General features: G+C 61.5%; 11 protein-coding genes. 7 read left to right on the top strand and 4 right to left on the bottom strand.

Features of this window, described 5'->3' with window-relative positions; genetic code table 11:
* Positions 1-3 precede the first annotated feature (3 nt).
* Positions 4-756: an NAD-dependent protein deacylase gene (locus I4W07_RS05835; RefSeq protein WP_196025923.1), complete on the bottom strand. Its 753-nt coding sequence runs from the start codon at positions 754-756 to the stop codon at positions 4-6.
* Positions 757-869: 113 nt separating this feature from the next.
* On the opposite strand from I4W07_RS05835, the gene I4W07_RS05840 reads away from it, so the two are divergent.
* Positions 870-1688, top strand: a complete 819-nt coding sequence (locus tag I4W07_RS05840) for an exodeoxyribonuclease III (RefSeq protein WP_196025924.1) — start codon at positions 870-872, stop codon at positions 1686-1688.
* A gap of 149 nt (positions 1689-1837) precedes the next feature.
* Here the strand turns inward: I4W07_RS05840 and I4W07_RS05845 are convergent, their stop codons facing one another.
* Genes I4W07_RS05845 through I4W07_RS05855 form a run of 3 tightly spaced genes read right to left on the bottom strand, consistent with a single transcriptional unit; the run spans position 1838 to position 5086 of the window.
* Positions 1838-2551, bottom strand: coding sequence for a DUF6580 family putative transport protein (locus I4W07_RS05845; RefSeq protein ID WP_196025925.1), 714 nt, complete (start codon positions 2549-2551; stop codon positions 1838-1840).
* Positions 2552-2555: 4 nt separating this feature from the next.
* Entirely contained in the window at positions 2556-4199 is a 1644-nt protein-coding gene (locus I4W07_RS05850; protein ID WP_196025926.1) for an ABC transporter ATP-binding protein, read from the bottom strand.
* The gene (locus I4W07_RS05855) at positions 4199-5086 is read right to left on the bottom strand and encodes an energy-coupling factor transporter transmembrane component T (protein ID WP_271739759.1); all 888 of its coding nucleotides are present in this window, start codon (positions 5084-5086) and stop codon (positions 4199-4201) included. The genes I4W07_RS05850 and I4W07_RS05855 overlap by 1 nt, the downstream gene beginning before the upstream one ends.
* A 199-nt stretch (positions 5087-5285) precedes the next feature.
* Here I4W07_RS05855 and glmU point away from each other — a divergent pair, with 199 nt between their 5' ends.
* From glmU to gltA, 6 genes are all read left to right on the top strand, one after another.
* Positions 5286-6698, top strand: a complete 1413-nt coding sequence (gene glmU, locus I4W07_RS05860; protein WP_196025928.1) for a bifunctional UDP-N-acetylglucosamine diphosphorylase/glucosamine-1-phosphate N-acetyltransferase GlmU — start codon at positions 5286-5288, stop codon at positions 6696-6698.
* 194 nt (positions 6699-6892) lie between these two features.
* Positions 6893-7879 carry a ribose-phosphate diphosphokinase gene (locus tag I4W07_RS05865; protein WP_022094252.1) on the top strand — a complete coding sequence of 329 codons (987 nt, stop codon included), beginning with the start codon at positions 6893-6895 and terminating at the stop codon, positions 7877-7879.
* A gap of 563 nt (positions 7880-8442) precedes the next feature.
* Positions 8443-9459, top strand: coding sequence for an endonuclease domain-containing protein (locus I4W07_RS05870; RefSeq protein WP_230317506.1), 1017 nt, complete (start codon positions 8443-8445; stop codon positions 9457-9459).
* A 351-nt stretch (positions 9460-9810) separates the two neighbouring features.
* Entirely contained in the window at positions 9811-10440 is a 630-nt protein-coding gene (gene pth, locus I4W07_RS05875) for an aminoacyl-tRNA hydrolase (protein ID WP_192923914.1), read from the top strand.
* A gap of 360 nt (positions 10441-10800) precedes the next feature.
* The gene (locus tag I4W07_RS05880; protein ID WP_117716181.1) at positions 10801-11640 is read left to right on the top strand and encodes a sulfide/dihydroorotate dehydrogenase-like FAD/NAD-binding protein; all 840 of its coding nucleotides are present in this window, start codon (positions 10801-10803) and stop codon (positions 11638-11640) included.
* The gene (gene gltA / locus I4W07_RS05885; RefSeq protein WP_022094914.1) at positions 11631-13040 is read left to right on the top strand and encodes an NADPH-dependent glutamate synthase; all 1410 of its coding nucleotides are present in this window, start codon (positions 11631-11633) and stop codon (positions 13038-13040) included. The genes I4W07_RS05880 and gltA overlap by 10 nt, the downstream gene beginning before the upstream one ends.
* Positions 13041-13204: the final 164 nt, after the last annotated feature.

Below are 13204 nucleotides of genomic sequence, written 5' to 3' on the forward strand. Positions count from 1 at the left end.
GGGCTAGAACGCAAACGCGGCCGCGATGTCGCAAGAAATCAGCAGGTCGGCATTTGCATCCTGATCGGTGGGAGCAAGGTTGCATATGGCCAGCGTATCGCCGGTAAAGTATCGCGTAAGGCCTGCCGCCGGATACACCACGAGCGAGGTCCCGCCCACAATGAGGGCATCGGCCGCGGCGATGGCGGCAACGGCACCGGTCAACACATGCTCGTCGAGTGGCTCTTCGTAGAGCACCACATCGGGCTTGATGCGGCCGCCGCACGCGGGGCACGCGGGCACGCCCGCGGCATCCTCGTGCTCGCGCGAGCAAATCCACTCGGCGCTATAGACCGCGCCGCACGACTGGCAAATGTTGTGATGGACCGATCCGTGCAGCTCGAACACGCGCTGTGAGCCAGCCATCTGATGCAGACCGTCGATATTTTGCGTCACCACGGCGTCGAGCTTGCCGGCGCGCTCCAGCTCGGCCAGTTTGGTGTGGCAGCGGTTGGGCTTAGCGTTAAGCGCGATCATCTTGGTGCGGTAAAAGTCGAAGAACTCCGCAGGATGCGCCTCGTAAAAGCTATGCGACAGCATGGTCTCGGGCGGAAAGGCAAACTGCTGGTGATACAGACCGTCCACGCTGCGGAAATCGGGGATGCCGCTTGCCGTGGAAACACCCGCGCCGCCAAAGAAGACCACGCGCTTGTGGGTGTCAAACAGATCCGCCAGGGCGGCGGAGGCCTGTTTGGGGTTTGATATTGCCTGCGTCATACATGTCCTCCGTCCGTGTCTCCGGGACGGCGGCGTTCGCACCATCACTCGCGGACTCCGCCCCGCTCTTGTTGCGTTAATCTTAAGCCTGCCAACCCCGTCGAAAGGACACCATGCCTCAGACTTACACCTTTGCCTCGTGGAACGTCAACGGCCTGCGCGCCGTGCTCAAAAAGGACCCGAGCTTTATCCAGATCGCGCAAGAACTCGACGTCGATATCCTGGCGCTGCAAGAGACCAAGTTGCAAGAAGGCCAGGTCGATATTGACCTGCCCGGCTATCACCAAACCTGGAGCTACGCCGAGCGCAAGGGCTACTCGGGCACCGCGGTCTTTAGCCGCCAGGAACCGCTGCGCGTGCTGCACGCCGACGCGCTGCTACCCTACGCCGGCGAGGGCGAGGCGGCCGAGCTCGTCGCCCAAGCCGCAACCGAGGGCCGCGTCTGTGCGCTCGAGTTCGACAAGTTTTGGTTTGTGGATGTCTACACGCCCAACGCGCAAAACGAACTCGCGCGCATCGATGTGCGCATGGCCTGGGACGATGCCTACCGCGGCTTTTTGAGCGCGCTCGAGTGCGAGACCGGCAAGCCCGTCGTAACTTGCGGCGACTTTAACGTGGCACACGAGGAGATCGACCTTAAGAACCCCAAGTCCAACCGCGGCAACGCCGGCTTTTCGGACGAAGAACGCGGCAAGTTTACCGAGCTGCTCAACGGCGGGTTTACCGATACCTGGCGCGCGGCAAACCCCGACGTCGAGGGCGTCTACAGCTGGTGGAGCTACCGCTTTAATGCCCGTAAGAACAACGCAGGCTGGCGCATCGACTACTTCCTGGTAAGCGATGCAATCGCCGCCAACGTTCGCGACACCGGTATCCGTGGCGATATCTTCGGCAGCGACCACTGCCCCGTCACCCTCACGCTAGAGCTCTAGCCCCAAGTAATTTCCTGGGAGACAGAGGAAAACAGATCATGTGACCCCTCTCCCCCTATAAGTTGCGGTGGAATAGTTCCTGTTTGGGCAGCAAATAGCCAAAAACGAGAACTATTCCACCGAAAGTTCGTGAGGGAACGCGAAATGCCTTACAGCCCGTATTTCACGACGACACGGTTAATGCGACGGCACCAAGGCTTGTACAAGGCGGCCAAGAACACGCAGGTCGCGAGACCGTGTGTGATATCGAACGGCACTGCCGTGGCAAGACGCGCCATGGCACCCGCCCACGTGAGCGGTTGAACAAAACCGATAATGTCGTAGGCGTTGATCACAACGCCGTACAGCAAACCCGAAGCAAAGCCGTAGGTCAGCAGCGCCGGCATACGCACGGCGCCATCGGCGCGATCAAAAGCGCCGGCATGCGCCAGCGCACCGCCAACATATCCCACGAGCCCCCAGGCATACATCTGCCACGGCGTCCACATGCCCTGCCCAAAAAAGAAATTGCTGGTCAGCGCCGCCAACGCACCGACCATAAAGCCGTTACGACGACCGAGTGTCGCCCCGGCGATAATGGCGATGGCGCTCACGGGTTTAAAGTCGGGAATGGGTCCAAACAGGATGCGCCCCGCCGCCGCCAGCGCCGCCAGCACCAGCGTGGGCATAATCTGACGCAGGCCTGGACGCGATGCCTCATAGCCCGCAAAGAACAGCGCAAGCACCAACGCCACCACAACCAGCATGGCCAACGCTGTCTGCTCAACACCCGCCAGCAACGCGGCAGCCATCACCGCCGGCACCGCCAACAACAGCGGGATCTCCAGTTTTGCAAGCAAACGCGAGAAACGACAGTCCGTCATCCCATCACGCCCTATAGAACACGTTGTCGGCAAAGAAGTCGGCCGGGGACTCCATGCAGGCAATCTCGCCGTCAAACATCATGGCGACGTCGTCGGCTACCTGCTCGGCAAAGTCCAAATCGTGCGTAGCCATGATGACGGTGCCGCCAGCCTTCGCATGGTCACGCAGGGCGCGGGCGATGGTGCGGCGGCTGAACAGGTCTAGACCCTTGGTGGGCTCATCGAGCAATAGCAGTTCGGGGCCGATTAGCAGCAGTTTTGCCAATGCAAGCAGTTGACGCTGCCCGCCCGAAAGATCGTACGGATGGCGTCCATCCAGACCCGACAACCCCAAGCTCGCCGCACGCTCCCGCGCCAAGTTCTCGTCATATCCGCAGGTCGAGGCCCATTCCATCAGCTCATCGCGAACCGTCTCGGCAACCAGCAATGCTTTGGGATTCTGAGGCAGCAGCGCCGCCGAGGCCGCTCCGCGCACCATGCGGCCGCGCTGCAGCTTGGCGGTCTTCGCCAGCACCGAGAGTATCGTCGACTTACCGCATCCGTTGCCGCCCACGATCGCATGCACCGCACCGGCCGAAAACGACGCATCGAGCCCGCGCAGCACCCAGCCGGACGCTCGATCGTAGCGAAACCAGCCTTCCGACAGGGTGGTAGCCGACCCGCCGTGCATTTTTTGGAGTATTCTGCTTCCATCCGTGCGCGGGAAAGCTTCCGAGCCGTTTTCGAGCGACGTTTGCGCCACAAATTCTGACGATTTGTCCAATTCTGAACTTTTTTTCGCGCTCGATACGTCCCCGGGCGGCTCTGGAGAGCCCAAATTGTCCTCACGCCTGCTGAATACTCCTTTATTTGCACATCGGATGGCACCCCACCCCAACATGTCATCGGAAAACAGCGATTCTCGGCGTCCCAAAGAAGCCATATCCGCCACCTCGCGCACGCGACCGTCCTCAATCCGGTACGCACACGTCGCGTATTCGAGCATTGGGCGCGGCTGATGCGTCGCCACAACAACCGTGCAGCCCAGCTCGCGATTCACACGAAACAGCGCGTGCAGGAAATTCTTCTCCGCAACCGGATCAAGCTGAGACGTGGGCTCGTCGAGTAGCAGCACACGCGGACGCAGCGCCAGGACGGCGGCAAGCGACAGCAGCTGCTTGCGGCCACCCGAAAGCGTATCGGTATCACGATGAAGCCAGTCCTCCAGACCAAAGAAATAGCTGGTCTCGGCAACACGGCGGCGCATCTCGTCGCGCGACACACCCAGATTCTCTAGGCCAAACGCCATCTCGTGCCACACGGTCTCGCACACAATCTGGTTCTCGGGATCCTGAAACACATAACCCACGCGCTCCGCCGATGCCCGCACATCCATGTCGGCGACGGGCTCGCCCAGCACGCGCAGTTCGCCAGTGCGCTCGCCCGCTGGAGCGATCTCGGGCTTGAGCAGCGACAGCAGCGTCGACTTGCCCGAACCGGTACCGCCAACAAGCAGCGCAAACGCACCTTGGGAAACAGACCAGTCGAGCCCCTCGAGCACCGCAGCATCAGCATCGGGGTAGGCAAAGCTCAGGCTCCGCACCTCAATCGCCGGCATATCCGGGCCGCACGCCGCGCCCGACACCGGGCCCCTATCCAACCGAGCCATCAGCCAAACCTCCTCTCATCAATCGCGTGCAATGCGCAAGGCAGCATCATCCAGGCAGCGTACACGACATAGCCCAGCCACGGCGCCGGCACCGAGAGCTGCGGATAAAACGAATACTGCGTCGTCGCGGTCGCCGCCACGGCCACCGCGGCGGCACCAAACAGCGCGAGCCCGACCAGCGCGGCAACGTCGCTGCGCCCCAGTCGATACCGCGCATACGTCGTACGACGTGTCGCGGCACCCCACCCGCGCGAGCGCATCGCGTCCGCGCGCTCCAGCGAATCTTCCATGCCCCAGCCCATCAACACGCTCGACGCCCGCAGGCGCGATCGCACGGGATCGGTGGGCGCGCGGCCCGGCACATCAATCGCATCCTGCACCGCCAGCACCGTACGACCGCGGCGCAAAAACTGCGGGATAAGCCTCATGCACATCGAGATCATGAGCGCAATCACCGGTGCGGCATTACCCAGCAGCGCGAGCACCTTGTCGTATTCGAGCATCGACGCCGCGGCCTCAAACCACAGCACGCTCGCCACAAACAGTCCGCCCATGCACAGGCCATATACCATGCTCTCCAGATACACCGTGCGCATACCAATACGGAACAGCTCCGTCGAGCCCGAGGCGTTAAACAGCGGATTGACCAGCGCGATAATCAAAATCACCGGCAGCTGCCAGCGAAGCGCCCCCAACGTGCGCGCAGCACCGCGCGTCGCAAGCCCGTACGCCAGCCCGCCCGCAAGCGACAGCGCGATCAGCACCGGTTGCATCGAGAACATGGTGAGCCCCAGCGTCAGCACTATATAGAGTGCCGGCACAGCCGGATGCGACATCGAGAATGCCGCGACGGGCTCGCCGCCAAACTCCTCTCGTATGTTGTCCACGGGCACCCCCGTCCCCTCGCTCAAACGACAGCTCCGCAGCACCGCCAACGCCGCACGCAAGCAGCGCAAACGCCACGCCGGCGGCGCAAGCCTCAACCGCCGCAAACCAATCGCTACGCGCTCAACATATGCCTGCGGTATCATATTGCGCCGTGTATCGTTTCCAAACACACGTCTCTATAACGTAACAGGAGATCACATGGACGCAACCGCAATTATCCTCGCTGCCGGCGAGGGCACCCGCATGAAGTCGAACCACTGCAAGGTTTCGCACAAGATCCTGGGTAAGCCCATGGTTCAGTGGATCGTCGACGCCACCATCAAGGCCGGCTGCAGCCGCGTCGTTGTCGTCATCGGCAGCCACGCCGACGAGATGCGCGCCTTCATCGACGGCGCCTATGCCAACAGCGCTACCAAGGTCGAGTGCGTCGAGCAGACCGAGCGCCTGGGCACCGGCCACGCCGTGAAGGTCGCGCTCGAGGCCTGCGGCATCGCGCAAGGCCCCGTCGTGGTGCTCAACGGCGACCTGCCGCTCATCACCGCCGACACCGTCGCCAAGTTCGCGCAAACCGTCGCCACCGGCGAGCTCGCCTGCACCGTCATGACCATGACCCCGCCCGACCCCTTCGGCTACGGCCGCATCAAGCTGGGCGCCGATGGTCAGATCGAGCGTGTCATCGAGCAGAAGGACTGCACGCCCGAGCAGGCCGCCACGCTGCTCGAGTGCAACGCCGGCTGCTACGCCTTTGACGGCGCGCAGCTCGCCGCCCACATTAACGAGATCGGCAACGACAACGCGCAGTCCGAGTACTACCTGCCCGACATGCTCGAAATCCTCAAAGGCCACGGCCAGGCAGTCTCCATCTTCCACTGCGATGACTACCGCGACGGCCTGGGCGTCAACAGCCGCATCCAGCTCGCACAGCTCACTGCCATCGCGCGCGACCGCATCAACGAGCACTGGATGGCCGAGGGCGTTACCTTCATCGACCCCACGCAGGCCTGGATCGGCCCCGATGCCGTCATCGGCCGCGACACCATCGTGTGGCCGCAGACGCATCTGATCGGTCACGTCACCGTGGGCGAAGAGTGCCAGCTCGGCCCCAACAGCCGCCTCACCGACACCACCGTCGGCAGCGGCTGCATCATCGATGAGACCATCGCCATCGAGGCCGTCATCGAGAACGGCGTCGACTGCGGCCCGCGCGCCTACCTGCGCCCGGGCACCCACATGCTCGACGGCTCCAAGGCCGGCACGCACGTGGAGATCAAGAAGTCCACGATCGGCGAGGGCTCCAAGGTGCCGCACCTGTCCTACATCGGCGACACCACCATGGGCTCCGGCGTCAACGTGGGCGCGGGCTCCATCACCTGCAACTACGATGGCGTGCACAAGCACAAGACCGTCATCGGCAAGGACGCCTTCATTGGCTCCGACACCATGATGGTCGCACCCGCCCAGATCGGCGACGGCGCGCTCGTGGCCGCCGGCTCCGTCATCACCGAGCCGGTCCCGTCAGACGCACTCGGCCTGGGCCGCGCCCGTCAGGTAAATATCGAGGGCTGGGCCGCCGATTATCGCCGCCGCCTGCACGAGGACGACGAGGCATAACGTTTTATCAAGCACAAAAGGAGCTGTTCCCATGGGGGGCGGCTCCTTTTTCTATCGTGACCTGCGCAACCGGATGAGTGGTCGGTTCGTGTCCGTTGACGGTAAAGACGTTATCAAGACTCGATAAACCCCGCCGCGCGGTTACAATGCAAAAAGGCATCTATATGGCATTCGATGTATAAAGGAGAAGGGTAATGCCGATTAATGATCCCGAGAAGTCGGAGAATATGCGCAAGTCCATCCGCGTGTATTCCGGTTCCTCCAACCGTCCCCTCGCTCAGAAGATTGCTGAGTACCTTGGGGTCGAGCTTTCGGGCCTTACGCTAAAGCAGTTCGCCAATGGTGAGATTTACGCCCGCTACGACGAGACCGTCCGCGGCGCCGACGTCTTCCTGATTCAGTCCGTGGCCGGCGGCAACGTCAACGACATGCTCATGGAGCTGCTCATCGCCACCGACGCTGCCAAGCGCGCATCCGCCCGCTCCATCACCGCCGTTATCACCCACTACGGCTATGCCCGCCAGGACCGCAAGGCCGGCCCGCGCGAGCCCATCACCGCCCGCCTCGTCGCCAACCTGCTCGAACGCGCCGGCGTCAACCGCATCATCACCCTCGACCTGCACCAGGGCCAGATCCAGGGCTTCTTCGATATCCCGGTTAACCACCTGTCCGCGCTGCCGCTGTTTGGCCAGTACTACAACGACATGCACTTCGACACCGACAACCTGGTTGTCGTCTCCCCCGACGTGGGTCGCGCCAAGGCCGCCAAGAAGCTGTCCGACATGCTCGGCTGCGACCTGGCCATCGCCCACAAGGGCCGTCCGCGCCACAACGCCGCCGAGGTCATGGGCATCATCGGTGACATCAAGGGCAAGACCTGCATCATCAACGACGACATGATCGACACCGCTGGCACCCTGTGCGCCAACGTCAAGGAGCTCAAGGCCATGGGCGCTGGCGACATCTACGTCTGCGCCACCCACGGCATCTTCTCCGGTCCGGCCATCGAGCGTCTGAACGATGCCCCCATCGTCGAGTGCCTCGTCACCGACGCCATTCCCGTCGAGGTCGGCGGCAAGATCAAGACCATCTCGGTCGCCGAGGAGTTCGCTCAGGCCATCTCCGCCGTCTACCACGAGGAGCCCGTCTCCACGCTCGTCGGCGGCGATTTCGCGCTGTAATCCAACGCATATCGCATCATCTTTGATGTTTTTAAAGGGCCGGAAGCTCGCTTCCGGCCCTTTTTCCATCCCTCGCCAACCTTCCCTGGACAGTTAGTTCAGATACGTATTTTTTAAAGCTCCAAAGGACCGTTCGGAGCCTTCTGAGCTCCCCGGCGGATGCCCCGCCGTCCAAAGCTCATCGTTTTCGAGTACAACCGCCGCATATTTACCCTCAAATCGCCCTTAAAGGCCCTTAGAAACGCCTCGATCGCCCGCCGCCTTGTACGTATCTGAACTAACTGTCCGGTAGCTATCGTCAACCTTCGCGGCAGAGCTCAATATCCTGCAATCCCCTCAACCGATTTCTACCGATTTCATAACACCCAGCCGTTCATGGCGCGCAGCGCCCCGCTGAGCGAAAAGAACGGTATGGCGGTCGCATTCTGCCGCCAACTTAGTACGTTATAGCCATGACGACCGTGATTTCACATTTCTCCGCCCTCCGCGCAATTCGTCGCGCACGACGGACGTACTCTGCCCTACCCTGGGACTCCGTTGATAGTGGACAGCAAGCACAGGCCTTGGCTAGCTGCATTCCCAATAATGACGCGATAGACTTTGACGCACTTTCGATACTCGATGCCTGGGATGAAGATGATTCCGAACTACTCGATCTTCTCGTTTCAGACGAAGACAACAGACGCCCCGACAAGCGGCTTCTTCAGCATATTCTCACCGCTCCGCTTCCTGAAGGTGCAATTATGCACGTCGAGGCCGACATCTACGCAACGTCTCCTGCCGTGACAGCCATGCTTTGTTCCAAAAATGAATCAGTCGCCAAAACCTTGATGCTTCTCATGGAACTGCTCGGAACCTACTCCCTTCCTCCCGGGGCAACATACCCCATTGCCCATGACGACATCTGGCCCAAGGGCGATGGCTGCGCAGCGACGGGCGATCTTGATTGCTTGGGCAACCAGTCGGTGGTCGAGCAACAGAACGAAACCCGCTATGAACAGGCACACTACAAATGCGAGCCCGCCACAACTATCGAAGAGCTTGAGGTGGTTGCACGCTTCGCCAAAAGTAGCTCATACACATCGTTTCGCACGGCATTCAAACTTGCCCGACCCGGATCTGCATCCCCAGCCGAATCCCTAATGTTTGCCGTTCTCGGAGCGCCCATGCGCTTTGGAGGATTCGGATGTTGCAGTCTGCCCATGGGAGGCCTGCTACTCAACTATCGAATCGACTTCGACACTCTTGCGGTCAACATGTCCTCGGGCATCCCCTATGCCATCTGCGACCTATATTGCCCGGCAGCCGGAGTCGACAACGAATACAACGGAATTGGGCATGGGCTTCAAAACGCTCGCATCCACGATGGCAATCGAAATAATGGCCTCAAGGCAATGGGCATCCACGTCCTGGTTATCAATCGCGACCAAATGAAAGACCTTGTTGCACTCGAAGCCTTCGCCCAAACGATGCATCGACTCGCAGGAGTCCGATTCCGATATCGCATCAAGGGCTATCGCAAGCGTCAGGCCGCTTGGCTCAACGCTCTGCGGGCCGGAATCGGCCTTGCGCCGGTCTAAACGGCGAATCACCCGTGCGCCGTCGAACAGGGCTGGACAGTTAGTTCAAATACGTATAAATAGACACATTGAATTAGGCTGTTTTGCAGCTATCTCTATACCATTCGCCCTATTTGAAAGCGGGGTAGACTTCAAAACAGCGTCATATGGACTAACTAAAGTTCCAAAACAACGTATCGGCATTGAATTGAGCAATTCGAGTCCTCAGAACTTATACGTATCTGAACTAACTGTCCACCTCGGATTTCGACGGCCGTCCAAACGCCCCCAAACAACCTCAATCGCCCTCCATTTGACAGCTGCAGCGGGGTCGCTCACCATAGCAGACGACAAATCGACGAAAGGAAGCACATGGCAGCTGCACAGCCGCTTAAGATTCGCATGGTTGCCGGGCTTGGCAACCCTGGCGATGAGTATGCCGAGACCCGCCACAACGCAGGTTTCAAAGCAATCGACGAGTTGGCCCGCCAGGCCGGCGTCACGTACTGGAAAAACCAGGCAGGCGCCGAGGTCGCGCTCATCAATATCAACGATGCCGAGGAAGAGGGCGGCAAGCGCCAGATTGTGCTGGTCAAGCCGCAGTCGTACATGAACACCTCGGGTGGCCCCATCTCCAAGCTCTGCCGCGAGTACAAAATTAAGGCCGAAGAGCTGCTCGTAATCCACGACGAGCTCGATATTCCCGCCGGCGACGTACGCGTTAAGGTGGGCGGCGGCCACGCCGGCCACAACGGCCTGCGCTCCATCATCGACAAGATGGGCAGCCGCGACTTTAGCCGCATCCGCACCGGTATCGGCAACCCTCCCGGCAAGATGGCCGTCGCCGACTACGTGCTTAAGCAGCTGCGCGCCCGCGAGGCCGAGGACTTCCAGGACACCTGCGCCCGCGCCGCCGACGCTGCCGGTCTGGCCATCGTCCACGGTGTAATCTACGCCCGCGATCACGTAAACGGCGCCGCCTCTGCCAACGGCAAGCACTAAAACCTACCAAAAAGGGACAGGTTTATTTTGGCAGGTTTTATATGCGGAAACACCCCAGTCGGCACATCGCAATAAACACGCTGCCACCATACATGCATAACGCCCCAAAGGGGCCGGCCTCAACGAAGCGCGAGGCCGGCCCCCTTTGCCGTTTTGCCTGATAAAACCAGCCAAAATAAACCTGTCCCTTTTTGGTAGGTCACTTTTCTCGCCTGCCAAAGATACACGTAAGCGACATGCCCATGAGGGTATAATTTGCACCGTATGTCTGCACAACGCCTGTGCGCGTACGGTTTTATTCGGGCTACCGTCCATTTCCGTGGAGGCACGGTTCGGCAGCCCTAACAAGAGAGGGGTTCTATGTATAAGATCCTGGAGAAGACGCAGTTCTCGGAGAAGGTGTTCAAGTTCCGCATCGAGGCGCCCGCAATCGCCAAGCATGCGCACGCTGGACAGTTCCTCATGGTCCGCGCCAACGAGACGGGCGAGCGCGTCCCGTTTACCCTGGCCGGCTGGAACGGTGACGAGGGCTGGGTCGAGTTCATCTTCATGGTGATCGGCAAGACCACCGAGATGCTGTCCACCTACGAGGCCGGCGAGTCGCTGCGCGACGTCGTGGGCCCGCTGGGCGTTCCTACCGAGATGGCCGAGGGCCCCTGCGCTGTCATTGGCGGCGGCGTCGGCCTGGCAATTGCCTTCCCGGTCGCCAAGCACCTGGTCGAGACCGGTCACGAGGTGCACGCCATCATGGGCGCCCGCACCAAGGACCTCCTGCTCATGGAGGACCAGTTCCGCGAACTCCTCGACGAGGACCACATCCATATCACCACCGACGACGGCTCCTACGGCGAGCAGGGCGTTGTCACCGCTCCGCTGGAGCGCCTGCTGCAGGACAAGGCCGTGAGCCAGGTCTTCTGCGTCGGCCCCGTTCCGATGATGAAGTTCTCGACCCTCACCGCCCAGAAGTACAACACCCCCATCACCGCGTCGCTCAACCCCATCATGGTTGACGGCACCGGTATGTGCGGCTGCTGCCGCGTCGAGGTGGGCGGCGTGACCAAGTTCGCTTGCGTCGACGGCCCCGACTTCGATGCCACCCTGGTCGACTGGGATGACCTTCGTGCCCGCCAGGCCGCTTACCGTTCCGAAGAGGGCGAGTCCCTCAAGGCCTATGAGGAAAAGAGCTGCGCATGCCACTAGTTAACGGTCGTTTCGTTGCCGATATGAAGTCGCCCCGCACCCCCGATAACGAGGAGCCGGCTGCCGAGCGCGCCTGCGACTTCCGCCCCGTCGACAAGGGCTTCACCGAGGAGATGGCGCTGGCCGAGGCCGAGCGCTGCCTCAACTGCAAGAAGCCGTTCTGTGTTGAGGGCTGCCCCGTCAACATCAACATCCCCCGCTTTATCGAGCAGATTCGTGCGAAGGACTTCGGCGGCGCTCTCGATACCATCCGCGAGGACTCCATGCTTCCCGCCATCTGCGGCCGCGTCTGCCCGCAGGAGAACCAGTGCGAGGGCAAGTGCATCCGTGGCAAGAAGTCCGAGCCCGTGGCCATCGGCCAGCTCGAGCGCTTCCTGGGTGACCGCCCCGAGCTCGCCTCCACGCCCAAGATGGCCCCCAAGAACGGCAAGAAGGTCGCCGTCGTCGGCTCCGGCCCGTCCGGCATCACCTGCGCTGGCGAGCTCGCCCGCAACGGCTTTGACGTTACCGTCTTTGAGGCCTTCTTCACCGGCGGCGGCGTGCTGGTCTACGGCATCCCCGAGTTCCGCCTGCCCAAGGCAGTCGTCAAGCGCGAGATTGACGGCCTGGAGGACATGGGCGTCAAGTTTGAGTACAACTCCGTCGTGGGCAACATGGCCACGGCCGAGGAGCTGTTCGAGCAGGGCTTCGACGCCATCTACGTGGCGACCGGCGCTGGCCTGCCCAAGTTCCTCAACGTCCCCGGCGAGAACCTGCCCAACGTCTTCTTCGCTAACGAGTACCTCACCCGCGTGAACCTGATGAAGGCCAACAAGTTCCCCGAGTACGACACCCCCACCAAGCACGGCAAGAACGTCGTCGTCTTTGGTGGCGGCAACGTGGCTATGGACGCCGTCCGTACCGCCAAGCGCCTGGGCGCCGAGCACGCCATCATCGCCTACCGTCGTACCGAGGACGAGATGCCCTGCCGTCGCGCCGAGCTGCACCATGCTAAGGCCGAAGGCGTCGAGGTTCTGCCGCTTGTCTCCCCGCTCGAGTTTGTCGCTGGCGAAGACGGCTCCGTGTGCGCCGTCAAGGTCCAGAAGATGGAGCTCGGCGAGCCTGACGAATCCGGCCGTCGTCGCCCGGTGCCCATCGAGGGCGCCATCGAGGAGATCCCCTGCGACGTCGCGATCTCGGCTATCGGCACCAACGCCAACCCCTTCGCAAAGAAGATCGGCGGCAAGATGGAGCTCAACAAGTGGGGCTACATCGTCGCCGACGAGGAGACCGGCCAGACCACCGATCCCCGCATCTGGGCCGGCGGCGACATCGTCACCGGTGCCGCTACGGTCATTCTGGCGATGGGCGCCGGCAAGAAGGCCGCCGCTTCCATCACCAAGAGCCTGCTGGGCGAGTAATCACCCTCAGCGCTAGCCATCAAACGGCAAAGTCCCCGTCGAGCACATGAACTGCCTCCCATTTCTTGGACATGAGAAATGGGAGGCTTTTTATGCGTGTCGACTTGAGGGTGAAGCACGACATCGAGGCCAGGAAGGCGGCAATCGGGCTCTTCGAGCGAGGC

This window comes from Collinsella aerofaciens, from assembly GCF_015670745.1.
In the GTDB taxonomy this organism is placed as follows: domain Bacteria; phylum Actinomycetota; class Coriobacteriia; order Coriobacteriales; family Coriobacteriaceae; genus Collinsella; species Collinsella aerofaciens_T.